Origin of the sequence: Thioclava sp. JM3, assembly GCF_002213185.1 — a bacterium.
Lineage (GTDB): Bacteria > Pseudomonadota > Alphaproteobacteria > Rhodobacterales > Rhodobacteraceae > Thioclava > Thioclava nitratireducens.
In genome coordinates this window covers 407,304-432,560 of record NZ_NBOB01000002.1, presented here as the reverse complement: position 1 = coordinate 432,560, position 25,257 = coordinate 407,304, and the positions used below count along the sequence as shown (strand labels likewise).

Annotated in this window: 24 protein-coding genes; 13 read left to right on the top strand and 11 right to left on the bottom strand. The window is 65.8% G+C overall.

Translation table 11 applies throughout. The features are described from left to right. Positions 1 to 33: 33 nt before the first annotated feature. The gene (locus B6V73_RS05455) at positions 34 to 921 is read left to right on the top strand and encodes a DMT family transporter (RefSeq protein ID WP_158275080.1); all 888 of its coding nucleotides are present in this window, start codon (positions 34 to 36) and stop codon (positions 919 to 921) included. 11 nt (positions 922 to 932) lie between these two features. After that, positions 933 to 1,808, top strand: coding sequence for a lysophospholipid acyltransferase family protein (locus B6V73_RS05450; protein WP_088724714.1), 876 nt, complete (start codon positions 933 to 935; stop codon positions 1,806 to 1,808). 51 nt (positions 1,809 to 1,859) lie between these two features. On the opposite strand, the gene B6V73_RS05445 is transcribed toward B6V73_RS05450, so the two are convergent. The 5 genes from B6V73_RS05445 to B6V73_RS05425 form a co-directional block, all read right to left on the bottom strand. Then, entirely contained in the window at positions 1,860 to 3,461 is a 1,602-nt protein-coding gene (locus tag B6V73_RS05445) for an APC family permease (protein ID WP_088724713.1), read from the bottom strand. 119 nt (positions 3,462 to 3,580) lie between these two features. After that, positions 3,581 to 4,996, bottom strand: coding sequence for an aldehyde dehydrogenase family protein (locus B6V73_RS05440; protein ID WP_088724712.1), 1,416 nt, complete (start codon positions 4,994 to 4,996; stop codon positions 3,581 to 3,583). A gap of 61 nt (positions 4,997 to 5,057) precedes the next feature. After that, positions 5,058 to 5,843, bottom strand: coding sequence for a metal ABC transporter permease (locus tag B6V73_RS05435; protein WP_088719021.1), 786 nt, complete (start codon positions 5,841 to 5,843; stop codon positions 5,058 to 5,060). Continuing rightward, entirely contained in the window at positions 5,836 to 6,636 is an 801-nt protein-coding gene (locus tag B6V73_RS05430; RefSeq protein WP_088724711.1) for a metal ABC transporter ATP-binding protein, read from the bottom strand. The genes B6V73_RS05435 and B6V73_RS05430 overlap by 8 nt, the downstream gene beginning before the upstream one ends. Beyond that, entirely contained in the window at positions 6,633 to 7,148 is a 516-nt protein-coding gene (locus B6V73_RS05425) for a Fur family transcriptional regulator (protein ID WP_088719023.1), read from the bottom strand. Before B6V73_RS05425 ends, B6V73_RS05430 begins: the two co-directional genes overlap by 4 nt. A gap of 85 nt (positions 7,149 to 7,233) precedes the next feature. On the opposite strand from B6V73_RS05425, the gene B6V73_RS05420 reads away from it, so the two are divergent. From B6V73_RS05420 to B6V73_RS05410, 3 genes are read left to right on the top strand one after another with little or no spacing between them, the layout of a single operon-like run. Beyond that, positions 7,234 to 8,184, top strand: a complete 951-nt coding sequence (locus tag B6V73_RS05420) for a zinc ABC transporter substrate-binding protein (protein WP_088724710.1) — start codon at positions 7,234 to 7,236, stop codon at positions 8,182 to 8,184. Between the two features lie 32 nt (positions 8,185 to 8,216). Further along, the gene (locus B6V73_RS05415; protein ID WP_088724709.1) at positions 8,217 to 8,981 is read left to right on the top strand and encodes a 2-dehydro-3-deoxygalactonokinase; all 765 of its coding nucleotides are present in this window, start codon (positions 8,217 to 8,219) and stop codon (positions 8,979 to 8,981) included. A gap of 35 nt (positions 8,982 to 9,016) precedes the next feature. Continuing rightward, positions 9,017 to 9,547, top strand: coding sequence for a MarR family transcriptional regulator (locus B6V73_RS05410; protein WP_075776093.1), 531 nt, complete (start codon positions 9,017 to 9,019; stop codon positions 9,545 to 9,547). A 34-nt stretch (positions 9,548 to 9,581) separates the two neighbouring features. On the opposite strand, the gene B6V73_RS05405 is transcribed toward B6V73_RS05410, so the two are convergent. After that, the gene (locus B6V73_RS05405; protein ID WP_075776094.1) at positions 9,582 to 11,225 is read right to left on the bottom strand and encodes a CTP synthase; all 1,644 of its coding nucleotides are present in this window, start codon (positions 11,223 to 11,225) and stop codon (positions 9,582 to 9,584) included. Between the two features lie 182 nt (positions 11,226 to 11,407). Next, positions 11,408 to 11,860: a preprotein translocase subunit SecG gene (gene secG, locus B6V73_RS05400; protein ID WP_075776095.1), complete on the bottom strand. Its 453-nt coding sequence runs from the start codon at positions 11,858 to 11,860 to the stop codon at positions 11,408 to 11,410. Positions 11,861 to 12,152: 292 nt separating this feature from the next. Between secG and B6V73_RS05395 the strand changes: the two genes are divergently transcribed. The 3 genes from B6V73_RS05395 to B6V73_RS05385 are packed head-to-tail and all read left to right on the top strand — an operon-like array spanning position 12,153 to position 14,913. Beyond that, a complete protein-coding gene (locus tag B6V73_RS05395) occupies positions 12,153 to 13,448 on the top strand; it encodes an adenylosuccinate synthase (RefSeq protein WP_075776096.1) in 1,296 nt (431 codons plus the stop codon). Positions 13,449 to 13,452: 4 nt separating this feature from the next. Next, positions 13,453 to 13,692, top strand: a complete 240-nt coding sequence (locus tag B6V73_RS05390; protein WP_088724708.1) for a DUF2842 domain-containing protein — start codon at positions 13,453 to 13,455, stop codon at positions 13,690 to 13,692. A 42-nt stretch (positions 13,693 to 13,734) separates the two neighbouring features. After that, positions 13,735 to 14,913 (top strand): amidohydrolase, encoded by a 1,179-nt coding sequence (locus B6V73_RS05385; protein ID WP_088721894.1) that lies wholly within the window; start codon positions 13,735 to 13,737, stop codon positions 14,911 to 14,913. Between the two features lie 55 nt (positions 14,914 to 14,968). Here B6V73_RS05385 and B6V73_RS05380 read toward each other — a convergent pair whose 3' ends face one another. Then, positions 14,969 to 17,719: a hypothetical protein gene (locus tag B6V73_RS05380; protein WP_088724707.1), complete on the bottom strand. Its 2,751-nt coding sequence runs from the start codon at positions 17,717 to 17,719 to the stop codon at positions 14,969 to 14,971. 141 nt (positions 17,720 to 17,860) lie between these two features. Between B6V73_RS05380 and B6V73_RS05375 the strand changes: the two genes are divergently transcribed. Beyond that, on the top strand, positions 17,861 to 18,514 hold the full coding sequence (locus tag B6V73_RS05375; protein ID WP_088722176.1) for a thiamine diphosphokinase: 654 nt from the start codon (positions 17,861 to 17,863) through the stop codon (positions 18,512 to 18,514). A 6-nt stretch (positions 18,515 to 18,520) separates the two neighbouring features. Here the strand turns inward: B6V73_RS05375 and B6V73_RS05370 are convergent, their stop codons facing one another. Continuing rightward, positions 18,521 to 19,471: a LysR family transcriptional regulator gene (locus B6V73_RS05370; RefSeq protein WP_088719029.1), complete on the bottom strand. Its 951-nt coding sequence runs from the start codon at positions 19,469 to 19,471 to the stop codon at positions 18,521 to 18,523. Between the two features lie 166 nt (positions 19,472 to 19,637). On the opposite strand from B6V73_RS05370, the gene B6V73_RS05365 reads away from it, so the two are divergent. The 3 genes from B6V73_RS05365 (at position 19,638) to B6V73_RS20715 (ending at position 21,628) form a co-directional block, all read left to right on the top strand. Continuing rightward, positions 19,638 to 20,996, top strand: a complete 1,359-nt coding sequence (locus B6V73_RS05365; protein WP_088724706.1) for an aminotransferase — start codon at positions 19,638 to 19,640, stop codon at positions 20,994 to 20,996. Between the two features lie 134 nt (positions 20,997 to 21,130). Continuing rightward, entirely contained in the window at positions 21,131 to 21,454 is a 324-nt protein-coding gene (locus tag B6V73_RS05360; RefSeq protein WP_088724705.1) for a hypothetical protein, read from the top strand. A 9-nt stretch (positions 21,455 to 21,463) separates the two neighbouring features. Next, positions 21,464 to 21,628, top strand: a complete 165-nt coding sequence (locus B6V73_RS20715) for a hypothetical protein (protein WP_168174865.1) — start codon at positions 21,464 to 21,466, stop codon at positions 21,626 to 21,628. A 103-nt stretch (positions 21,629 to 21,731) separates the two neighbouring features. Here the strand turns inward: B6V73_RS20715 and B6V73_RS05350 are convergent, their stop codons facing one another. Both B6V73_RS05350 and B6V73_RS05345 read right to left on the bottom strand, forming a co-directional pair. Next, positions 21,732 to 23,105, bottom strand: a complete 1,374-nt coding sequence (locus B6V73_RS05350) for a DEAD/DEAH box helicase (protein WP_088724703.1) — start codon at positions 23,103 to 23,105, stop codon at positions 21,732 to 21,734. Between the two features lie 460 nt (positions 23,106 to 23,565). Further along, entirely contained in the window at positions 23,566 to 24,945 is a 1,380-nt protein-coding gene (locus B6V73_RS05345) for an L-serine ammonia-lyase (protein ID WP_088719032.1), read from the bottom strand. Between the two features lie 149 nt (positions 24,946 to 25,094). Between B6V73_RS05345 and B6V73_RS21315 the strand changes: the two genes are divergently transcribed. Further along, positions 25,095 to 25,217 carry a hypothetical protein gene (locus B6V73_RS21315; protein ID WP_276206789.1) on the top strand — a complete coding sequence of 41 codons (123 nt, stop codon included), beginning with the start codon at positions 25,095 to 25,097 and terminating at the stop codon, positions 25,215 to 25,217. Positions 25,218 to 25,257 lie beyond the last annotated feature (40 nt).

The window sequence follows — 25,257 nt, the reverse complement described above, 5'->3', positions numbered from 1 at the left end:
CCCGGGTTGAAAGCGACAGCGAGGGGGCCCGGCGTGGCCCCCTCTTTGCTTCCCGAGGGCGATCGCCCCGGGATGGGGATCGCGCTGATGCTCGGCGCGTTCTCGATGCTGACTCTGATGGACGCTTTCGCGAAACTTCTCGGGCAAGGTTACCACCCGCTTCTGATCGTCTGGGCGCGCTTCGCGGTGAATGCCGCCGTGCTGGCGGTCATCTATCGCGGCAGCCTGCCGCGCAGGCTTCGCAGCGCACAGCCGAAGTTCCAACTGGGCCGGGCCTTGTTCCAGATGGGCGCGATCGTTTCGTTCTTCTACGCGCTGAAACATGTCCCGCTGGCCACCGCGACCGCGCTTGGCGATCTGAACCCCGTGATCGTGACGCTCGGCGCCGCCCTGTTTCTGGGCGAGCGGCTGGGCCCACACCGCATCTTCGGCATCGCGGCCGCGTTCATCGGCGCGATGATCATCCTGCGCCCGGGTTTCGCGGGCTTTCATCCGGCTGCACTGTTGGCGCTACTCGCCGCCTTCAGCTTCGCGGGCGCGGTGCTGCTGACGCGCTACCTGCGCGGCGATAGCGCGGCCACCTCGCAGCTCTGGTCCGCCTATACCGGGCTTGCGCTTTCCTCGCTCGCCCTGCCCTTCATATGGCAGCCGATCGCGCTCTCCGATCTGTGGGTTTTCCTCGGCCTCGGGCTTGCGGGTAGCCTCTCGCAATTTCTGCTGATCCGCGCCTTCGCGCTGGCCGAGGCCTCGACGCTGGCACCGTTCGGCTATTCGGGTCTGCTGTTCGCGTCCTTCTGGGGCTGGTTGATGTTCGGACAGTTTCCTGACGGGTTCACGATCGCCGGGGCGCTTGTGATCGTGGGGGCTGGCCTCTATGTCTGGTCGCGTGAGCGCCGAGCTGCGCGCCAAGCCAGAGCCTGACACCCGACACGATGAAGTACCGCGAACCCACCTTGTCCGACCGCGTCTCGAATGCCCTTTTCGTGGCGGTGATGCGGCTGGTCCAGCGGCTACCGTACGAGCGGCGCATCCCGGCGGCGGGGCGGATGGTGGCGCGGCTCGCGCCGGTCCTTGGCTTCACCCGCAAAATCCGCGAGAATCTGGCGATCGCCTGTCCTGATCTGTCCGAGGACGAGATCAAGCGGCTGCAGCGCGAGATGCCCGACAATCTGGGCCGCATGTTGGCGGAGATCTATTCCGGCGAGGAATTCGTGGCCCGCGTGCGCGATCTGCCGATCGAAGGCCCCGGGGCCGAGACGCTGGAAGCCGCCCATCGCGAGGGGCGTCCGGTCGTTCTGGCTGCGGGCCATTTCGGCAATTACGACGCGTGGCGCGCGGCGCTTGCAGGGCGCGGCTACCGGGTCGGCGCGATCTACCGCCCGATGAACAACCCGCTCTTCAACGAACAATATGTCTCGACCATTTCCGCCATCGCCGAGCCGCTGTTCTCGCGCTCGCGCCGGGGTTTGGGCGACATGATAAAGTTCCTGCGCGATGGCGGGATGGTCGCCTTCGGCTTCGATCAGCATTTCAGCAAGGGCGCGGAATTGAGCTTCTTCGGCCTGCCCGCCTTCACACCTCTGTCTGCGGCGGAAATGGCGCTGAAGATGAAGGCCGATCTGGTGCCGATCTACGCGGTCCGCCAGCCCGACGGACTCAGCTTCAGGATCTATGCTGACAAGCCCGTGCCCCATACCGACCCCGAAACGATGACCCAGACCCTCAATGACGGGCTGGAGGAGATGATCCTCAAGCACATGGAGCAATGGCTCTGGATTCATCGCCGCTGGAAGGGGAAACGCAAATAAGAAAAGGCGCGCGAGATTTTCTCGCGCGCCTTTTTGGCCTCTCGGACCGGCTCAGTTGCCGCGCTGGATCCGCTCCATCAGCGCGCCGGTTTCCTCCGCCGGAAGTGCCGCGCGCAGCGCGAACCAGATCACGACCAGCGACCACACCGCGACGAGGGCCATCCCACCCCAGAAGTTCAGCACCCCCAGCGCGTGATCCGAAGTGCCGAGCGCGGTGATGATCCAGAGCCCGCCGAACCACAGCGCGAGCCAGCCGATATGGCGCCAGCCGAACTCGGAGGCGGATTTATTCTGCACGACGTGGAACACGAGCGCGTAGATGGCGAAGCCCACGAGCAGCATCCCGAACAGGATCGAGTCGGTGTAGAACCCGGTCCAGTAGATCACGAGGTTCGAGGCAATGAAGGCCAGTGGTGCAAGGAACTCCGCCCCTTTCAGACGGAACGCACGCTCGGCATCGGGCTGCGACCGGCGCAGCACCATCAGCACGATCGGACCAAGGCCATAAGTCAGAACCGTGATCGAGCTGATATAGCCCACCAGCAATTGCCACGCCGGGAAGGGCAGCAGGAAGAAAACGCCCACGGCCCACATCACCGCAACCGCCAGCCACGGCACGCCGTGACGGGTGGTATGCGTCAGCGCGCTCGGCCCGCTATCGGTATCGCCCACGGCATAGAGGATGCGCGAGCCGCCAGTGACGTAGATCAGCCCCGTCCCGCCGGGCGAGATATAGGCGTCCACGTAGAGGAGCAGCGCCAGCCAGCCCATGCCGAGCGTCGCGGCGAGACCGGCGAAGGGACCCGCGGAACCTTTGAAGCTCAGAGACGACCAGCCATTCGCCAGATCGCCCTTCGAGAGGGCCATGATGAAGGCCACTTGCAGCAGGATATAGACGATCGCGGCAAGAATGACCGAGCCGATCACAGCCATCGGGATATTGCGGCCGGGATTGGCGCTCTCGCCGCCCAAGTCGATCGCCGTGCGAAAGCCGAGGAACGAGAACACGATCCCTGCGGCCGGAATCGCGGTGAACATGCCTTGCGCCTTGTAGGTACCCGGAGCCGCATGCCAGACGCCCCAATGGGACGAAGCCGCGATCAGGCCGACCACGGTGATCAGAGGCACCGCGATCTTCCACCACGTCACTGTATTGTTCACCTTCAGCAGCGCCTTGATCGCCAGCAAGTTCAGCAGCGCCAGAACGCTCAGGAGAAGCGCGGAGGTGATGAAGCCCACCAGCGTCAGCGTGCCCGTCCCGTCTCCGCGCAGAAAATAGGGCAGGTAATTGTTCGCATAGGTCACGATCCCCTCGGCCTCGACCGCAGGCACCGGCGCATAGCTGAGAAACAGCATCCAGCCCCAGAGCCTGCCCAAGGTCGCACCGTGGCTCGCGTGGCTCATATGGACCAGCGCGCCGGATTTGGAGAACATCGTGGAGAGTTCGGCGAAGCACAGCGCGATCAGCATGATGATCGCCGCCCCGACCACCCAGGACCAGACCGAGAGCGGCCCAGCGATTTTCGAGGCGTGATAGGCCCCGAAGAGCCAGCCCGAGCCGATCATCGACGTCGTGGAGGCGAAGAGCAGCCCGATGACCCCGGCGTCCCGCCGCAGCTTGCCTCCTCCCGCCATCGTTTCGGTTGATGCCATTGGTGAATCCCCTGTTTCTTATTGATCACAGGAGTTCAACTAGGGCGCGATCTCGCCAACCGGAGCGATTACACGGGCTTGTGGCGGAACGCGATCACGCGTGAAATCCGCAGTCAGCCTTAGCGCAGAAATTTCTGGGCGAGCTTCGCCATGCGTCCGCTGCGATAGGGCGGCATCAGCATCGCGAGCGGCGCGAAACGGTTCTCGAGCACGGGTTTGAGATGAGTGAATGCCTCGAAGCCCCAATGGCCATGCGCCGCACCCACGCCCGAATTGCCGATCCCGCCGAAGGGCAGGTTCTGGTGCAGGTAATGAACCAGCGCGACATTGATGCCCACCGCGCCGGAACTGGTTGCGCGGCGCAATCGGTCGATCAAGCCGCGGTCGCGCTCGAAGATGTAAAGGGCGAGCGGCTTCGGCCCGGCCTCGATCCGCGTCACCACATCCACCGCATCGTCGAAGGGAATGACCGGCAGGACGGGACCGAAAATCTCCTCCTGCTCGACCGTCATCGACGGATCGGTGCCCATCAGGACGGTCGGCGCGATATAGCGGCTCTGCGCCTCACCGGTTGCGCCGGTCAGCGCCTTTGCGCCCGCTGACTGCGCGCTCTCGATCATGTCCATGAGCCGGGCGAAATGATCCGGGTTGATGATCCGCGCGAGATCGCGCGAGGCCGCCTGCGCCTCTTCCGTCTTGCCATACATCCGCGCAATCGCGGCTTTCAGCTCGGCCAGGAACGGGGCCTCGACCTGCTTGGCGACATAGACGTGATCGGGGGCGATGCAGGTCTGACCGGCATTCGCGAACTTGCCCCAGGCGATCATCCGCGCGGCCTTTTTCAGGTCGGCGCCGGGGCCGACGATGACCGGGGATTTGCCGCCCAGCTCCAGCGTCACGGAGGTGAGATGCTTCGCCGCCGCCGCCATCACGATCTTGCCCACCCGCGGCGAGCCGGTGAAGAAAATATGATCGAAAGGTTGCTCTAGCAGTTCCTGACTGACCTCGACCCCGCCCTGCACCACACGCACGAGATCGGCAGGTAGCGCCTCGTCGACGATCTGCGCGATCACGGCGGCGCTGGCCGGGGCCAGCTCTGAGGGTTTGACGATCGCGGCACAGCCCGCCGCGATGGCCGAAACCAGCGGCCCGAGCGACAGCGCCAGCGGGTAGTTCCACGGCGCGATGATCAGCGCGGTGCCCTTCGGCTCCGGCACGATCCGCGCGCGGGTGCCCAACATCGCACGGGTCGGGCGCACCCGACGCACTTTCGTCCACGTTTTCAGATTGCGCAACGCGTGCGAAATCTCCGCCTGAACGGGCAGGATCTCGGTCAGGCGAATTTCGGCCTCGGGCTTGGCGAAATCCTCCGCCAGCGCGGCGAGGATCTCCGCCTCGCAATCATGGATCGCGCGCGAGAGCGCCTGCAGCGCCGCGCGCCGTTGCGCCGGATCGAAAGCCATGCGGCGCTGCGGGTTGCCCGCCGCTAGGTCGACGAAAATCTGCGACGGGGTCTTGAAACTGCGATGATCCATCGAGGCTCCTTTGTCGCGCATCTCACCGCGCGGGACGGGAATTGGCAAGCGGCAGCGCGGCTTAGCGCGCGCGACGCAGCGGCAGGGACAGCACGAAGAGCACAGCGGAGGCCGCCACGATCGTCGGACCCGCAGGCGTGTCGAACTGCAACGAGCCCCATAGCCCGAGCAGCACCGAGGCGATCCCCACCCCGGTCGCGCCCGCCGCCATCGCCTCCGGCCCGCGCGCAAATTGCCGCGCCGTAGCCGCCGGGACGATCAGCAACGCCGCGATCAGAAGCGCACCGACGATCTTGATCGCCACCGCCACGGTCAGCGCCAGCGCGATGGTCAATGCCATCTGCTCGCGTCGCGGGTCGAGCCCGGAAGACATCGCCAGCTCGTCATTGATCGTCGCGGTCAGCAGCCCCTGCCAGCGCCATGCCAGAAGTGCTGCGACGACTGCGGCCCCACCCCAGACTACGGCCAGATCGCTGCGCGACACGGCGAGGATATCACCGAACAGCCAAGCCGACAGATCGACCCGCAGCCCCGATTGCAGCGACGCCGCGACGAGGCCGAAGGCGAGCGCGGAATGGGCGAGCACCCCCAAGAGCGTGTCCATCGCATGGCCGCGCCCCGACAGCCGCGCGACGGTGAGCGCCATCGCCAGCGCCACGCCAAGCGTGCCGAGATAGACCGAGATGCCGAAGGCGAAGCTAAGTGCCACGCCGAGGATCGCCGCATGGGCGGTCGCATCGCCGAAATAGGCCATGCGCCGCCACACAACGAAAGAGCCCAGAGGCCCGGTCGCGAAGGTCAGGCCGATCCCGGCCAATGCCGCGCGGAAAAGAAAATCGTCAAACATGCGCCTGCCCGTGCGTGTGAGTGCCGTCCTTCGCCGCGTCGTCGGCGTGATCGTGATCGTGGTTGCAGGTTGCGTGATCCGCATGTTCGCCATGATCGTGGCTGTGCTGATAGAGCGCGAAGGCTCCTTGCGTGCCCATCCCGAATAGCGCGCGATATTCCGGCGCCTCGGCCACCACCTTCGGCGTCCCCTGACAGCAGACATGGCCGTTGAGGCAGATCACCCTGTCCGAGGCCGACATCACGACATGCAGATCGTGACTGACCATCAGCACCGCGCAGCCGGTTTCCTGACGGACCTCCTCGATCAGCTTGTAGAACCCCGCCGTGCCGGGCTGGTCGAGCCCCTGCGTCGGCTCGTCGAGGATCAGGATCTGCGGCTCGGACAGCAGGGCGCGCGCCAGAAGCACACGTTGAAACTGCCCGCCCGAGAGCCGCGAAATCTGCCGCCCACCGAGATGCGGAACGCCGGTGCGCTCCAAAGCGGCCTCGGCGCGGGCGTTCGAGACGCGCTTGGGCAGCGACAGGAACCGGCGCACGGTCAGCGGCAGGCTCGCATCGACATGCAGCTTTTGCGGGACGTAACCGATCCGCAGCCCGGCCTGACGGTTCACCTTGCCCCGCGCGGCACGCTCCAACCCAATCAGGGCGCGGATCAGCGTCGATTTCCCCGACCCGTTGGGCCCGACGACGGTAACGATCTCGCCGGAGGAAATCGTGAAGTCGACGCCGTGAAGCACCTCGACCTCGCCATGGCGCACGCTCAGACCCTGCGCCGTGATCAACTCGCTCATTGCGCCTCCTCGGCGGCGCAGTTGGGGCAGAGCCCCAGCGCCTCTACGGTGGCCCGCTCGACATGGAAATTCAACCGCTCGGCTGCGCCCTGCAACGCGTGACGCACCTCGTCGGCCCCTTCTTCGGGGCCGGCCTCGGCGACTTCGCCACAGTTGCGGCAGATCAGGAAAACCGGCGCATGTTTTTCGCCCGGGCTCATGCAGGCGGCGAAGGCGTTGAGGCGACGCACGCGATGCGCGAGACCGTGCTCGACAAGGAATTCCAGCGCGCGATAGGCGACGGGCGGCTGCTTGCCGTACCCATCCGCCGCGAGCCGGTCGAGCACTTCGTAGGCCCCCATAGCCCGATGTTCTTCCAGCAGTATTTCCAGTGCACGCTTACGCACAGGAGTCAGCCGCGCGCCCTTTTCGGCGGCGACAGCCTCGGCGCGCGCCAGCGTCGCGCCGGCGCATCGGCTGTGGTCATGCGGCGTGAAAGCCTTTGCGGAAGAGGTCGAAGAACCCACGAGCATGTTACCTTATCACATTTCTTCTTGACGAGTGATTTTATAACATACATTTTCCGCTCCTCAGATCAAGCTGGACAGGAGACATCAGATGCGCCCCACCCTTCCCGTTCTCGTGAGCGCCCTTGCCGCACTGCCCGCCCTCGCCCAAGCCGAGGTGCCCAGTGTGGTGACCGATGTTCCGCCGGTGCAATCACTCGTCGCGCAGGTGATGGGCGATCTGGGGCAGCCGGAGGTTCTGCTCGGCCAGAATTCCGACGCGCATCACTATCAACTGAAGCCCAGCCAGGCGCGCGATCTGCAAGACGCGGACCTCGTCTTCTGGGTCGGCCCGCGGCTGACGCCGTGGCTCGAACGCGCGATCGACGGCGTGGGAGTGAAGGGCCAGTCGGTCGAATTGCTTCACGCGCCCGGCACGACCCTGCGAAGCTTCTCGGTGCCGGACCCGCATGATCACAGCGTCGACGCCGACGCGGATCACGCCGAGGCCGGGAATGGGGACCACGCCGAAGTCGACCAGATGACCGATCCGCATGCTTGGCTTGACCCCGACAATGCGAAGCTCTGGCTCGGTCTGATCGCCGAAGACCTCTCCAAGGCCGATCCCGAACATGCCGAGACCTACGCGGCCAACGCTGAAGCCGCGCAAGCGCGGATCGAGACGCTCGACGCCAAGCTCAAGGCCGAGTTCGCGCCGGTCGCGGACAAGCCTTTCCTCGTCTATCACGCGGCGTACGGCTATCTCGCCGATCATTACGGCCTGACCATCATGGGCGCGCTTTCCCCAAGCGATGCCTCCACCCCGGGGGCCGCCCATCTGGTGAGCCTGCGCGAAGAGGCGTCGGCCAAGGAAGCCGTCTGCGCCTTCCCGGAAGCGAACCACGACCCGAAAATGGTCGAAATCCTCGTCGATGGGACGCCGGTGAGGCTCGGCAAGTCGCTCGATCCTTCCGGCACCGCGCTGACCTATGGCCCCGGTCTCTATGAGGACCTGATGCAAGGAATGGCGGACACGATCACCGCCTGCCTGTCGCAGGGTTGATCCCGCACCACCTCCATGCGATCTGATGCGCCATGGCTGATTGGATCGCACTCACGGAAGAATTCGGGCGCTGGCGCGCCGCACATGTGTCGGACGGGGCGGTGACCGACCGCAAAACCGGGCCCGCCGCGCGCCCGCTCTTGCCTGAAGGGGCTGCTGCCATCGTGGCGGCCTCCACTGCAGGCCCTGACCTTCGCGCGCTTCCCTGCACGCCTCGCCCCGACGGAGCGCTGCCGCTAACCGAGATCGGCGGGCAAAGCTACCCCGCCCTGCCCGGCCTCATCCAAGACAGCGACGGCACCGAGATCACGGCCCCCGAGGCCGCCCGAATCGCCGGTATCCTCGCAGGCATCCCGCAATTCGATGGCGTGATCTGGATTTGCGGCGCAAGCGCGATCTGGGCGCATATCTCGGCGGGCGAAGTCGTCAGCGCGATGCGCGCAGGCTCCGCCGCGATGCTGGCCGCGCTCGGCGCACCGCTCGAAGCCGGCGACGGGTTCGACGCAGCTCTCGCCGATACGCTTTCGCGCCCCGAACGCCTCGCCCGCGAATTGGCCCCGCTCAGCCTTGGACGCCCCACCCCGCGCGCCGCCGGCGCCGTGCTGGGCGCGGAACTCGCCGCGGCGAAACCGTGGTGGCTGGGCCAGACCGTGCTGGCGCTGTCCTCCGCCTCCGCCCCCGGCTGGTCGGAAATTTGCGCCCGTGGCTTGCAAGCGCAGGGCGCGCAGGTCACTTTGGGCGACGGAGAGGCCGCGCTGATCGCGGGACTGTCCGCGGCGCGCCGGCCCGGCGCGTAACCCGGCGGCGGAGACAGGCGGCAGAGGATGAATGCATGAGTGATACCGAACTGCCCGAAGCCTTCGCCGAACTCGCCCCCCGTTTCGGATTTTCCCGCCCCGCCGGCCGCTGCCTCGGCGCGATCTGGCGCGCGGCTCAAGCGCCCTCGGCCGACGATTTGGTCGCGCAGCTTGGGTTGTCGCGCTCCAACGTCTCGACCGCGTTGAAGGAATTGCGCGATGCGGGCCTCGTGCAGGCGGCCCGGTCCCCTGGCTCGCGCAAGGATTACTTCGTCGCCCCGACCGAGCCGTGGGAACTGGCGCGGCTGATGCTGGCCGAGCGCGAACGTCGCGTGATCGGCCCCGCACGTGATCACCTATCCGCCCTGGAGGCCCGCAGCGCCGATCCGCGGGCGGCGGCCTTGTGTGAACTCCTCGACGCGGCCTCGGGCTATATACAGGCGCTGATCCGCCTCGATCCGACCGAACTGGCCCGGCATATCGACCCCGCACGCGGCGGCGGTCAGACCGGGAAACCCGCACCGAAAACCTCCAAGAAGAAAAAGAAAAAAGCCGCGCAGGGATAGGCGCGGCTTTCTCGATTTCAGAGGGAAGCCGGGATCACACCAACCGGCTCTGATCCAACGCGGCCTTGATGAAGCCCGCGAACAGCGGATGCGGAGCGAAGGGCTTCGATTTCAGCTCGGGATGGAACTGCACGCCGATGAACCACGGGTGATCCTTGTGCTCGACGATCTCGGGCAGGCGGCCATCCGGCGACATGCCGGAGAAGGTCATCCCGCATTTCTCCAACGGCTCGCGATACTTGATGTCGACCTCATAGCGGTGGCGGTGACGCTCCTCGATATCGGTCGCGCCATAGACCTCGGCGACCTTCGAGCCCTCCTTCAGCGCCGCCGTGTAGGCGCCCAGGCGCATGGTGCCGCCCTTGTCGTCGGTGACCTTGCGCTCGACCCTGTGGTTGCCCTGCACCCATTCCTTGAGGTGATAGACGACCGGGGTGAAGCGCTTCTTGCCCGCCTCGTGATCGAACTCTTCCGAGCCCGCATCATTGACGCCCGCGAGGTTCCGCGCGGCCTCGATGACGGCCATCTGCATACCCAGACAGATGCCCAGGTAAGGAACGCCCTTTTCGCGCGCGAATTGGGCGGCGCGGATCTTGCCCTCGGTGCCGCGCTCACCGAAGCCACCGGGCACAAGGATCGCGTGGTAGTTTTCCAGATAAGGTGCCGGATCTTCGTTCTCGAAAATCTCGGCGTCGATCCATTCGGCCTTCACGCGCACCCGGTTCGCCATCCCGCCATGGGTCAGCGCCTCGGCGATCGACTTGTAGGCGTCTTCGAGCTGAACGTATTTGCCCACGATCGCGACGCGCACCTCGCCCTCGGCATGATCGAGACGGTCCATCACGTCTTCCCAGCGGCTCAGCTCCGGCTTCGGCGCGGGAGAGATGCCGAACGCGTCAAGCACCGCCTGATCGAGACCGACGCGGTGATAGGCCAGCGGCGCCTCGTAGATCGACTTGAGATCGTAGGCGGGGATCACCGCCTCGGGGCGCACGTTACAGAACAGCGCGATCTTGCCGCGCTCCTTGTCGGGGATCGGCTGCTCCGAGCGGCAGACCAGCACGTCGGGCTGGAGGCCGATAGAGCGCAGTTCCTTGACCGAGTGCTGCGTCGGCTTGGTCTTCAGCTCGCCGGACGCCGCCAGATAGGGCAGCAGCGTGAGATGCATGAAGATCACCTGACCGCGCGGTCGGTCCTGGCTGAACTGACGGATCGCTTCGAAGAAGGGTAGACCTTCGATATCGCCCACCGTGCCGCCGATCTCGCACAGCATGAAATCGACCTCGTCATCGCCGACATCGAGGAAATCCTTGATCTCGTTGGTCACGTGCGGGATCACCTGGATCGTCTTGCCCAGATACTCCCCGCGGCGCTCCTTCTCGAGCACGTTGGTGTAGATCCGCCCCGAGGAGATCGAGTCGGTCTTGCGGGCCGAAACCCCGGTGAATCGTTCGTAGTGACCAAGGTCGAGATCGGTCTCCGCCCCGTCATCGGTGACGAAAACCTCGCCATGCTCGAACGGGCTCATCGTGCCCGGATCAACGTTCAGATAGGGATCGAGCTTGCGCAGCCGAACCGAAAAGCCGCGTGCTTGCAGCAATGCCCCCAGGGCGGCGGATGCCAAACCCTTTCCGAGCGACGAGACGACGCCGCCGGTAATGAAGACATAACGTGCCATGAAGACCCCCGTGATCTGCGAAATTCGAATGGTTTCCCTGCCCCAAGAGGGTCAGGATCACGGGATTTAATGCTTACACGATTCGCGGCCTGCCCGCAACCAGACCGCAAGCTATTGAGTTTGGATAGGACGCACCCGCAAGTTTTTGTGGGTGCGAACCGATGGTTGACTGAAGTGACGGCTTAGTTGGCGGCGGGCGGCGTGACCGGACCGCTTTGCGTATCCGTCGTGGTTTCGCCCGCGTTTCCGCCGGTCGAGGCGTCCGAACCGCTGGCAGGCGGCGGCATCACCACGTCGAGCGAGGGCGTCGAACCGGTCGTGTCATTGGCCGGCGCGGTATCCGCCGGCGCGCTTTGCTGGGGCGCAGCGGTGTCGACCACCGAGCCGGTGCCCGCTTTCTGCGCGGCCAGAACCGTCAGCGTCACCGAGGTCGCGAAGAAGCCGGCGGCCAGAACCCAGGTCACGCGGGTCAGCGCATTGGCGGCCTGCCGACCGGTCATCAACCCGCCTACGCCACCGCCGGAGCTGTTGGACGACCCCATGCCGAGACCACCCCCTTCGGAGCGTTGCAGGAGCACCACGCCAATCAGCAGCAGCGCGAGGATCAGGTGGATCGAGAGAACGACGTTTTCCATGAACGGGTCCGGGCCTTCTTTCTTGCGACGCGCCTATCTAGGCGGATGAGGCTGAGGGCGCAAGGCCGCATAGGCGGATTTTCGGCTTTCGCGGGGTCAAATCGGCCCACGCCCGGCCTACACGCGCGCTTTGACTTTCGTATTGGCCCAAATATCCCAGCCGGAGGCTCCTGCGCTGCCCGCCTGCGCGAGGCGTATGGATAGAGCGATCGCCTCTCGCAAATGCGGTCTTTCGCCCCGCGCGCTCAGCCGCTATACCTCGCGCGGTTTTACACCTGCCAAGGAGAGAGCAATGGCCAATGTCGTCGTCGTCGGCGCCCAATGGGGTGACGAGGGGAAAGGCAAGATCGTGGACTGGCTCAGCGAGCGCGCGGACGTGATCGCGCGTTTTCAGGGCGGTCATAACGCGGGCCATACGCTCGTGATCGACGGCAAGGTATACAAGCTCAACGCACTGCCTTCGGGCGTGGTGCGGGGCGGCAAACTCTCGGTGATCGGCAACGGCGTCGTGCTCGACCCGTTCCACCTGCTCGCCGAGATCGAGAAGATCCGCGACCAGGGGGTGGAGATCACCCCCGAGACGCTGATGATCGCGGAGAATACCCCGCTGATCCTGCCGATTCACGGCGAGCTCGACCGCGCCCGCGAGGAAGCGGCCTCGAAAGGCACCAAGATCGGCACCACCGGCCGCGGTATCGGCCCGGCCTACGAAGACAAGGTGGGTCGCCGTTCGGTCCGCGTGGCCGATCTCGCCGATGACGCGACGCTGGAGGCCCGCGTCGACCGCGCGCTGCAGCACCACGATCCGTTGCGCAAGGGGCTCGGCATCGAAGCGATCGACCGCGACGCGCTGATCGCCAAGCTCAAGGAAGTCGCCCCCGAGATCCTCAAATACGCGGCCCCCGTCTGGAAAGTGCTCAATGAGCAGCGCAAGCAGGGCAAGCGGATCCTCTTCGAAGGTGCCCAGGGCTCGCTGCTGGATATCGACTTCGGCACTTACCCCTTCGTAACTTCGTCGAACGTGGTCGCAGGTCAGGCTGCGGCCGGCACCGGCATGGGCCCGGGCGCGATCGATTTCGTGCTCGGGATCGTCAAGGCCTACACCACCCGTGTAGGCGAAGGCCCCTTCCCGACCGAGCTGGACGACGAGGACGGCAACCGCCTCGGCACGCGCGGCCATGAATTCGGCACCGTCACGGGCCGCAAGCGTCGCTGCGGCTGGTTCGACGCGGCCCTGGTGCGTCAGACCTGCGCGATCTCGGGCGTGAACGGCATCGCGCTGACCAAGCTCGACGTGCTCGACGGGTTCGAAACGATCAAAATCTGCACCGGCTACGAACTCGATGGCGAGAAGCTCGACTATCTGCCAACCGCCGCGGAAGAGCAAAAGCGCTGCATCCCCGTCTATGAAGAGATCGAAGGCTGGGCCGAATCGACCGAAGGCGCGCGCAGCTGGGCCGATCTTCCGGCCGCCGCGATCAAATATGTTCGCCGGATCGAGGAGCTGATCGACTGCCCGGTCGCGATGCTTTCGACCTCGCCCGAGCGCGACGACACGATCCTCGTGACCGACCCCTTCGCGGATTGATCCAATGGCGCTGAGCTACAAGGCCCGTCGCCGCCTCTCGCTTCTGGCCCTCGTCGTGGGGTTGCCCGCCTATGTCGTCGTCGCCGTCACGGTGGTGAACTGGGCGGGCGCGCGCTGGGGGCGGCTGCCGATCTGGGCGGAGTTGTGCGTCTATGTCGTGCTCGGCGTGCTTTGGATCGCGCCGCTCAAGCCGATCTTCAAAGGTGTCGGCAAGGACGATCCGGATGATCCACCGCGCGAGTGACACCCTCTGGCGGGCGCGCCGGAAAACGGGCAGGTTAGTCTCATGACCAGCGCGCCTTCCCCCCTCCCGCCCGACAGCCTAACCAATTCCGACATCACGGAATTGACCGCGTGGCGGCACCGCCTGCATCAGGATCCCGAGCTTTCGGGCGAGGAACGCGACACCGCCGCGCGGGTCGTCGCGATGCTGCTGCCAACCGCACCCGACCGGACGCTGACCGAGCTTGGCGGGCACGGGGTCGCCGCAATCTACGACGGCGCGGAGCCCGGACCCACAATCCTGTTGCGCTGCGAACTGGACGCGCTGCCGATCCATGAGACCGGCGCCCCGCCCTACCGCTCCAACTTTCCCGGCAAAGGGCATCTGTGCGGCCATGACGGGCATATGGCGATTCTCGCGGGAGTCGCACGCTGGCTGTCGCGCAATCGTCCCGCCCGTGGCCGCGCGGTCTTGCTGTTCCAACCGGCCGAAGAGACCGGCGCAGGGGCTGCAGCCGTGATTGCCGATCCGCGCTTTGTCGAGATCGCGCCCGACCTGTCCTTCGCCTTGCACAACATGCCGGGTGTCCCTCTCGGAACGGCGGCGCTGCAGGACGGGGTAATGAACTGCGCCTCGCGCGGCATGAAGATCACGCTCACCGGCTGGACCGCTCATGCTTCGTTACCAGAAAGCGGTCGTTCCCCTGCCCCGGCACTGGCCCGGCTGCTGACCGATCTAACGGCGCTCGGCAACGCGTTGCACCAAAGCGATCCCGATTTCGCGCGCGTCACCGTCACCCATGCGCGGCTCGGTGAGCCTGCCTTCGGCGTCGCCCCCGGCGCGGCGGAGCTTTGGGCGACCCTGCGCACCCAGCGCGATGCGGGGATGGCGGGGCTAGTCGACAAGGCCGAGGCGATGGTGCGTGACGCCGCCGATGCGCTCGGGCTGGAGCGCGAGATCACCTATCATGATATCTTTCGCCATTGCGAAAACGCCCCCGAAGCGAATGGCATCCTGCGGGGGGCGCTTCAGGCCGAGGGGATAGAGACCACCGAGACCGATCTACCGATGCGCGCCTCCGAGGATTTCGGTCGTTTTGCCGATCACGGCCCCGCGGCGATGGCGCTTCTGGGCGCAGGCGACCGCCCGGCCCTGCACAATCCCGATTACGACTTTCCCGACGAGCTGATCGCCCCCGGCGCGCGCGTGCTGATCCAATGCCTGCGCGCACGGCTCTATTGATCCAATAAGAAAGGGCGGCCCCGAAGGACCGCCCTTTTCTGATCTTTCGCCGGGGTTACTGTCCCGAGGCCATCTTCGCCTCGTCCCAGTAGCGCGAGGCTTCGGTAATCGCGTATTGGCCGCGCTTCACCTTGGTGATCTTGCCCTGACGCAGCAGACGCCCGAAGACACGCATCCGCTCCTCGCGCGGCACATCAACCGCATCGTCCATGAAGGACAGCTTGCGCATGATCTGCGGCGGCGAGAAATGCGGACGCCCTTCGACGGCCGAGGTATAGGCCGCAGCGGCTTCCAGCAGATCGGAGAGACCCTGCGTACCAAGGCTTTCGGCGAATTCGGCGAAGCTCGTCGCCTGCTCGGGGTTCATCGGCATGGCTTCGGCCTCGTCCGCTCCGCCAGCGCCGAACTGACTTGCCGAGACACGGCGCGGGCGGATCGCGGCGGTGGGCTGAGGCGCGGGCTGCTCATCGGCGGCTTCTTCTTCCGCATCGACGCGCTGTTCCGAGACCAGTACCAGCGGCGCCGGTCGCATTGGTTCGGGGCGACGCGAACCCGTCTCGCCCGAGCTGACCGGGCGACGCGGGCGCACGGCTTGGGTCAGGTCGGCACGATAGGGCTCGGACCCGTCCTCGTCCTCGACGCCGCCTTTCGCGGTGTCCTGCCCCTTGGCCAGACGATCCGCGACGGTCGCAGCCACGGCGGCCTTGAGATGCGCGATCGCGGAGAAGCGGCGGCGCGTCTCGACACCTTCGGCCTGCTTGTCGGCCTCGGCGAGGAGACGATCCATCTCCGCCTCGCGGTCGGTCTCTCTTTCGGAAAGCGACGCGACCTCGCGCGCGGCGAGCTCGGCCGGGGCCTGCGCCTCTTCCGTGTCTTCCGCGTCTGCGGTCCCGGTGGCTTCGGTTTCTTCCGATGCCTCGGCAGCGAACGTGTCGGCGCGGGTATCTTCCTCCGCTTCCGCCATGGCGTCATCTTCCGACATCGCCTCGACCTCGGCTTCCTCGGCCTCGATGATCGTGTTGCCCAGAACCAGCACGTCCTGCGCGTCGAGCGACGCGGTCTCCATGTGTGCCTCAGGCGTTTCCGCCTCGGGCGCCTCGGCATCGTCCTGCGTCAGAACCAGCGGGGCGTCGACCGACTCGTCTTCCAGTTCGGACAGGTCGATTTCCGGCATCGCGTCGTCTTCGGCCACTTCGCCCTGCGCGACGGCCTCTTGCGGAGCCTCGTCGTCGGTCTCGATCTCGGACCCGGTGAAGAGGTTCTCCATCTGCAGTGCCGCGAGCTCGCGCATGAGATCGGCTTCGGCTTCCGGCGACAGGCCGCCAGGCACACGGCTGCCGTGATCGGCATCGTCCCGGGCGCGTGGCTGCTCTGCCTTCGGCGCCGGGCCTGCCTCCGACGAGGCGTCGCCCAGTTCCGCAGCCAGTCGCGCGGCGAGGTCGTCATCCTCGGCTTCTGCTTCCAACTCTGCCTCGGTTTCCACCTCCTGCTCGGCCTCTGCGGCGACTTCAGGCTGTTCTTGCGCCGCATCGGCCTCGGCTTCGACCTGCGCCTCGGCCGGGGTCGCCTGATCTTCCTGAACTTCGGTGGTGGCAACTTCGGCGGTGGCACCGTCTTCGGTCTGCTCCGAACCCTCGTCAGTAGCGGCCGATGCTGCTTCCGCAGACTCGATGGTTTCGCGGCGGCGCACCTTGATCACGCGGGCACGCAAGCGCGGCGTGGCGGGTGCGTCGACCGGCGTTTCGGTGTCGAAGGTGACATCTGCCGAGGCCGCCTCGGCGCTGTCCTCGGATTGATCGGCGTCGGTCTCTTCGGTCGCGCCGAGTTCGTCCGCAGCGGCCTTGAGCGCCGCGATGCGTTTGGCACGCTTGGCCGAACGGCGCGCGCGGCGGGTCGCCTGACGGCGCTGCATCTGATCGTCGCTCGTGTTGAAGTCGGTGTCGGCTTCCTCGTCTTCGTCCGCGTCAGCCTCACCCTGCTCGGCGACGGGCTCTTCGGCTTCAGCCGCTTCGATGTCTTCCGCGGCCTGTTCGAGCGCGACCTCCGCCGCTTCTTCTGCAACGTCTTCTTCGGGCATCTCGGCGTCGGGCTGCGAAGGCTCGGAGGCTTCGGGTTCGATTTCCTCGGCGCTCAGCGGGCCGGAGATGTCAAGGTCGTAGCCGAAATCCTCGGCTTCGCTCGACGGTTCAGCCTCGAAGCGGCCCAGAAGCGCCTCGGGGGCGGAAACGGGTTCGTCTTCCTCGGAGAAGCTGTCGGCCTGAACCTCGCGAGCACGGGCGACGGCTTCGCGGATACGCTGCAGCTTGGCGGCAACGGTTTCCGGCTGCGCGAAGCCTGCTTCGGGCTCGGCGTGCTGCGCCGCAACCTCGGCTTCGGGCTGCTCTGCGACCGGTTCGGGCGCTGTCACCGGCTCGGGCGTCTCGGCGACCTCCGGCTGCGCGGGCGTTTCGGCGGCAGGCGCGGCTTCTTGCGGCGCTTCCGACGTCACAAGCGGCTCTTCCTGCGACGGCGCGAGCGTTTCGTCCGCCGCGGCCTCGCCCCCCAGAAGGGTGTCTTGCTGGCGCAGCACGACGCCGTTTTCCTGAATTTTTGCCTCGACCCGGCGCTGAATCTCCCGCTCCGCGATACGGTGAAGCATCTCCGCATCGGGTTGGGGCGGCTCTGCGCCGAAATACCGGTCGTCGGCGGCCAGATCGCGGAAATACTCCGCAATCGCCTTCATCGTGTTGAAAGGCTCGTCAAATCCTTCCAAGGTGCACGAAAAGGTGCCGTAGGATACGGTCAGGATCTTGCTCGCACCAACCATGGACCACTCGCTTTCTATTGGACCTCAATGCGTCGACATTCCTGTCCAACTGGTTCTTTCGCGTGGACGAAAGAAGGCATTTGAAAGGTTTTTTACCGGTCTCGATTGTCTTTCTTTGCCACAATCGTCATCAATCAATCCATGATTAGCAGTATTGTCCATTCGTCAACCGGGGTTTCGCTTCTCGGCGCCGGCGCGATCAAACAGGCGGATGTTGACGAAGCGTTGACAATCGCCCCCTGCCTCGTGGCCGCCGATGGTGGCGGAGATCGCGCGCTGGCGATGGGCCTGACCCCGAAAGCGGTGATCGGCGATCTGGATTCTCTGTCGGATGCGGCACGGGCATCGCTGGGCCCACGCGTCCATCAGGTGGCCGAGCAGGACAGCACCGATTTCGCGAAATCCCTGCAACGGATCGAGGCACCGTTCATCCTCGCGCTCGGTTTCACGGGGATGCGGCTGGATCACACGCTGGCCGCGATGACCGACCTGATCCGCACGCCGCATCGGGTGGTGATGCTTGCTGAGGAGGAGGTGATCTTCCGCTGCCCTCCGTCGCTCTCGCTCGATCTGGCGGAAGGCACGCGCGTATCACTGTTTCCTTTCGGCGAGGTAAAGGCGCGCTCGGAAGGGCTCCATTGGCCGCTCGACGGGATCGGCTTTACCCCCGCCGAGCGGGTCGGCACCTCGAACCGCGCGACGGGCTCCGTGAGGATCGTGATGGACGGCCCGGCACTGATGATGCTGCCGCGCGAGGAATTCGCTGCCGCGCTGGCCGGTTTGGGGATCGGCTGAGCCGCCCTAGCCCGCCTCGACCCGCAACGTCTCCTCCAGCCACGGCGCTTCCGCCAGAGCCGGTTCGACCACGCGTTCTTGCAGCAGCGTCCGCAGGCGGCCCGCCACTTTCGCAGGCCAATCCGCCATCATCCCGTCGCGCGCCGCCAGCACGATCCGCCGGGTCAAAGGCGGCCCGTCGAGCGGCGAGAGCGCCAGCCCCGCGCGCGGCGCATGGCGCACTGCCGAGGGCGTGAGGATCGTCCAACCCCGCCCTGCCGCGACCAGCGCAAGGATCGCTGGGTAGCTGTCGAGTTCCAGTTGATGCGGCGGCGCCTTGCCCGTTTGCGCGAGATGCGCGGCGATCTGTCGGCCCATCAGCGTGCGCTGGGAATAGTGGATCAGCGGCAGCGGCGGATCGCTCTGCGCAGGCGCATCGGCGGGATGGATGGCGAGGAACGGTTCCGTCAGAAGCGGATGCAGCTCGATCCCGTCGAGCGCGGCGCCCTGCGGCTCGGCGGCGACGGCGACATCCAGACCGCGCGCTTCGAGCTTCGACAGCAGGCGGTGGCTCGGCCCGGTTTCCAGCTCGAACCGGCAGGTGCTGAGCTCATCCGCCATCCCCGCCAGCAGGAGCGGCGTCACCTCGGCCTCGAAATCCTCGATCATGCCCAGCCGGAAACTCGTGAGCCCCGCCGGATCGGCTTGGCCCACCCCGGCGCGGCCCCGCGCCAATTCGTCCAACATCGCCTCGGCATGAGGCAGGAAAGCCCGCCCGGCAGCCGTCAGCGCGAACGGCCGGGCCGAACGGTCCACAAGCTCCGCGCCCAAAGCGCTTTCCAGACCTGCGAGTTGCTGGCTGACCGCCGAGGCCGAAACGCCGAGGCGGCGCGCGGCGGCGGTAGTCGCGCCTTCCTCTGCCGTGGCCACGAAGACCTCGACCGCCCAGAGGCTGATGCGGGGATGGGCGGCGGGCATGGGAGGCTCCGTGGTCGGGGAGGCGATAAGTCTTGCCGCGCAGACTGCCCTGCCCCGCCCCGGTACGCAAGCCGCGCGCAACCATGGGACATCGTAGAGCATTGACGCCGACCGCGCCGCGGATAGCCTCGCTTCCATCCATCGCCCATCCCGAAGGAGTCGCGAGATGAAAGACCAAAGCTGGCAGGCCCGCGCCGATGCGCATAGCTTCTACGGTTTCACTGATCTGCCCACGATCCACGATCGCAGCGCGGTCGTCGTGACCCATGGCGAGGGGCCGTACATCTTCGACACCGAGGGGCGGAAATATCTCGATGCGAATTCCGGGCTCTGGAACATGGTCGCCGGGTTCGACCATCCAGGGCTGATCGCGGCGGCGCAGGCGCAATATGCGCGCTTCCCGGGCTATCACGCGTTCTTCGGGCGGATGTCGGACCAGACGGTGATGCTGTCCGAGAAGCTGATCGAGGTCTCGCCTTTCGGCGACGGCAAGGTGTTCTACACCAATTCCGGCTCCGAGGCGAATGACACGATGGTCAAGATGCTGTGGTTCCTGCACGCCGCCGAGGGCAAGCCGCAGAAGCGCAAGATCCTGACCCGCAAGAACGCCTATCACGGGGTCACGGCGGTCTCGGCCTCGATGACGGGCAAGCCCTATAATTCGGTCTTCGGCCTGCCGCTGCCGGGGTTTCTGCATCTCACCTGCCCACATTACTGGCGCGAGGGACATGAGGGCGAGACGGAGGAGCAATTCACCCACCGCCTCGCGAACGAGCTGGAAGCGACGATCATCAAGGAAGGCGCGGAGACGATCGCGGGCTTCTTCGCCGAGCCGGTGATGGGCGCGGGCGGGGTGATCACGCCGCCGAAGGGCTATTTCCAGGCGGTCGCGAAGATTCTCAAGAAATACGACATCCCGCTGATCTCGGACGAGGTGATCTGCGGCTTCGGGCGCACCGGCAACACATGGGGCTGCGAAACCTATGACTTCCAGCCCGACGCGATAATCTCGTCGAAAAACCTCACCGCCGGGTTCTTCCCGATGGGTGCGGTGATCCTCGGCCCGGAACTGTCAGCCCGCCTGCAAGCCGCCTCCGAGGCGATCGAGGAATTCCCCCACGGATTCACCGCTTCGGGCCACCCGGTCGGTTGCGCGATCGCATTAAAAGCGATCGACGTGGTGATGAACGAGGGGCTGGCCGAGAATGTCCGCCGCCTGAGCCCGCGACTGGAGGAGGGCCTCGCCCAGATCGCGCAAAACCCCAATATCGGCGAACTGCGCGGCGTGGGCTACATGTGGGCGCTGGAAGCGGTGAAGGACCGCGAGAGCAAGACCCCGTTCGACGGGTCGCTCTCGGTCTCGGAACGCATCGCCAATGCCTGCACCGATCAGGGGCTGATCTGCCGACCCTTGGGGCAATCGGTGGTGCTGTGTCCGCCGTTCATCCTGACCGAGCCGCAGATGGACGAGATGTTTGAGAAGCTGGAGACGGCGCTGAAGAAGGTGTTCGCCGAGGTGGGGTGAGCCTCCAAGCCGCGAGAACACCAGTTCTCCCGTTAGGCGCCCCGGCACATAACTCGGCGCAACTAACTAAAATTATCCTATCATTACCTTGCCCTTATGGGGCGAGGTAGATGGCGTTGGTCGGAGGAACGCGCATGAGCCTTCTTCTCAGAGTACTTTCCTGCGCCGCCCTGATTGCTCTCGGTGCGCTCTCGCCATCTCACGCCGCCGATAGCATCGGCAATGTCGGGAAGTGGAGCGTTTTCGAAGAGAGAAACGACACCATCAAGACCTGCTGGGTCGCGACCGCGAATGATCGGCGCATTCTGCTGAATGGCTCGCTTCTCTACGTCGCGGTTACGAAGCATTCGGGGAGGCAACCGGAGGTGTCCGTTTATGCCGACCGACGACTGCCGCGCTCTGGCGGAATGACCATCACCATCGGGCAGAGAAATTTCCGTCTGCGTTCGACCGGATAATATGCCTGGGTGGATGAACGGACCGACAAGCTTGCGATCAACGCGCTAAAACGAGTCGAGGCGGCAGGTGGGAAGGCGAATTTCTACGTTTCCATTCCGAAAGTGGGCGTTTTCGATTTTTCTGCAAACGGCTTCGCCGCGGCGTTGGACATCACATTGAAGCGATGCAGGTGAAGGCAGTGGATGCGTTTCGGTTGGATCGTTCGGACGCGCCTCACATAGACCGGACGGTCGAACTGAAACGGGCCGCATCTTGCGATGCGGCCCGGTGTCAATTTCATGCGGCGCCTGCGTTGCGCCGACGCGGGCGACGCCGCTTCGGCGTAGCGTTGCCGCCGGCGTCGACCTTGGGCTTGGCTTCCGCGCGCGGTTTCGAGCGCGCTTGGGCCTGAGCTTGACCCTGGCCTTGCCCCTGCGGTTTGCCCTGGGGCTTGCCGCCGCGACCCTTGTAGCCGCCGGAGCGCGGACCGCCGCGACCGCGGCCACGACCTGCGCGCGCGGAGGGGCGCACGGCCTCGGAGGGGCGTTCGCCGCTCGCGGTCGGGATCTCGATCTTCATCAGCTTTTCGATCTGCAGGAAGTTATCCGCCTCGTCCGGCGAGCAGAAGGCAATCGCCTCGCCCTCGCGACCGGCGCGCGCGGTGCGCCCGATACGGTGGACATAGGCATCCGGCACGTCCGGCAGGTCGAAGTTCACGACATAGGATACGCCCGGAATGTCGATCCCGCGCGCAGCCACATCGGTCGCGACCAGCACGTTGACCTTGCCATCGCGGAAGCCCTTGATCGCGCGGTCACGCTGGCCTTGCGATTTGTTGCCGTGGATCGATTCCGCGTTGTAGCCATCTGCGCGGAGGCTCTTCATCAGCTTTTCCGCGCCATGCTTGGTGCGGGCGAAGACGAGCGTCAGCGCGCCCATGTCGGCCGAGAGAATATCGCGCAGCTTGCGGGCCTTCTCGGCCTTGCTGTCGAGGAAGTGCACCGATTGGGTGATCTTGTCGGCGGCCTTGCCGGGGGGCGAGACCTGCACACGCTTCGGATCGGTGAGGTAGGCCTGCGAGATCTCCTCCATCTGCTTCGGCATCGTGGCCGAGAACAGCAGCGTCTGGCGCGGGGTGCCAAGGCGCGATGCGATCTTGCGAAGCGCGTGGATGAAACCGAGGTCGAGCATCTGGTCGGCCTCGTCGAGCACCAGATGGCGGGTGTAGCGCAGGTCGACCGCGCCGCGATCCATAAGGTCGATCAGACGGCCCGGGGTCGCGACGAGAATGTCGTTGCCGCGATGCATCATGGTGATCTGACGGTTGATCGACTGGCCGCCGACGACGGTGGCGACATTCATCTTGGTACCCTGAACGAGCCCCGAGAGGTTGTCGGCGATCTGGTTCACCAGTTCGCGGGTCGGCGCGAGGATCAGCGCCTTGCAGGTCTTGGGCGAAGGTTTGCCCGGCTGCGCCATCAGTTTGTCGATGAGCGGCAGGCCGAATGCCAGCGTCTTGCCGGTGCCGGTCTGGGCGAGGCCCAGCACGTCATGGCCCGCAAGAACCAGCGGAATCGCCTTTTCCTGAATCGGGGTCGGCTGGGTGAATTTTGCGCGTGCGAGCGACTTGAGAATGGCCGGGGAGAGCCCCAGCGAAGAGAAATCGGACAATGCCTATCCTTTATGGCCGAGGCTCCCACGCGGGGATGCGCACGGCGATCAGCCCGGACGGGAGTGTCCGGAGCGCAGGTTGACGCAGACCTCGGGACAGGCGGGCTAGTCCCGCGTGGTCCGGTCTCGCGTGTCAGAACCCTGCGTGAATGGGAACTCGGGAGGTATCGCCGGTGCGCCTCTCTCGGGCGCGGCTTGCTCACGCGGCAGCGCGGCGATGTGGGCTAAATGCGCGTGATGGCGCTAAAAGTCAAGGGGGAGCGTGTTTTGGTGGCTTCCCTCGAAGTGATGGCCCGCCCGGGCGACCATCCCGGGCCGCGCCCGACCGCCCCCCAGGGCGCTTTCGCGCAACCTGCGCGCGCTCGGTCTTGGGGAGAAATGGCACGATTAAGTACCCGCCACCTATCGCGTGAGCGCCCACCCGCGATCGGGCGAGGCCCTCAGCACGGATAATGCATCCTCAGCAGTTCGGCACGTTCACCGCTAGCCCACCCAGGCTCGTTTCCTTGTAATGCTCGTGCATGTCGCGGCCCGTCTGGCGCATCGTTTCGATCGCCGCGTCCAGCGGCACGAAATGCGTGCCGTCTCCGCGCAGCGCCAGCGAAGCCGCCGACACCGCTTTGATCGCGCCCAGACCGTTGCGCTCGATACAGGGCACCTGCACCAGCCCCTTTACCGGATCGCAGGTCATGCCGAGGTGGTGCTCCAGCGCGATTTCGGCCGCGTTCTCGATCTGCTCAGGCGTGCCTCCCAGCACGGCGGCCAGTCCCGCCGCCGCCATCGCCGCCGCCGATCCGACTTCGGCCTGACAGCCGCATTCGGCGCCCGAGATCGACGCGTTGGTCTTGATCAGCCCGCCGACCGCCGCCGCGGTCAGTAGGAAATCGGGGATTTTCGCGGAGGATGCGGAAGGCACATGATCGAGCCAGTAGCGGATCACCGAAGGCAACACACCCGCCGCTCCGTTCGTAGGTGCAGTGACGACCTGCCCGCCGGCGGCATTTTCCTCGTTCACCGCCATCGCATAGGCCGAGATCCAGTCGTTGATCTGATGCGGCGGAGCGAGGTTCTGGCCCCAATCCGCCTTCAGGCTCTCATGGATCGCCTTGGCACGGCGCTTGACCCGCAACCCGCCTGGCAATTCGCCCTCGCTCGTCAATCCGCGCTCCATGCAATCGCGCATCGTGACCCAGATTTTCGAGAGACCCTCGTCGATCTCCTTAGGACCACGGAAGCGCGCCTCGTTGCGCCGCTTCATCTGCGCGATGCTCAGCCCGGAGGCATGGGCCATCGCCAGCATTTCCTCGGCGGTCTTGAAGGGAAACGGCACCGGGCTCGGCGCGTCGCGGGCCGCATCGTCGACCGCGGCCAGTTCGGCTTCTGTGCGCACGAAGCCACCGCCGATCGAGTAATAGACCTCGTGCATCAACACGTCGCCCTGCGCGTCGCGCGCCTCGATCACCATGCCGTTGGCGTGGCCGGGCAGCGACGTGTCGTAGTCGAAGATCAGATCGGCCTCGGGGTCGAAGGCCAAAGGCGGCAGCCCATCAGGCTTCAACAGGTGATCGCGCGCATTCGCGGCCAGCAATTTCTCGGCCAGATCGTTATCGTAGCTCTCGGGCACCACGCCCGCGAGCCCGAGGATCGCCGCGCGGTCCGTCGCATGGCCCTTGCCGGTAAAGGCGAGCGAGCCGTGCAGCCGTACCCGCACCCCATGCGCGGTGAAGGGCGAGGCCCGGAGCGCGTCGAGAAACCGCGCGCCCGCCACCATCGGCCCCATCGTATGCGACGAGGACGGCCCGACGCCGATCTTGAAGATATCGAAGACGCTCAGAAACATGCGACCTCCCTGCCCTGATTTGGGCCCAGACTGCCGGTTTCGCCCGCCGACCAACAGCCCCAAAACGACCCCGCCACGCGCAAAAGCAACATCGTTGACGCGATATGGAGGAGTTTCGCGCAACCTGACGGGCGAAAGGACGCTCGGCAATGACCACGCCTTCGCGGATCAGGCACGGCACCGACTCCCGATCCGATGCCGCGCGGCTGATGGCGGGCGGGATGCGACAATTCCTCCTGCGCTTAGCAAGGATCGACAAAGCCCTCGCCTGAACGCCCCGGATTGCCTATAAGCATCCGCAACTCAGACTGC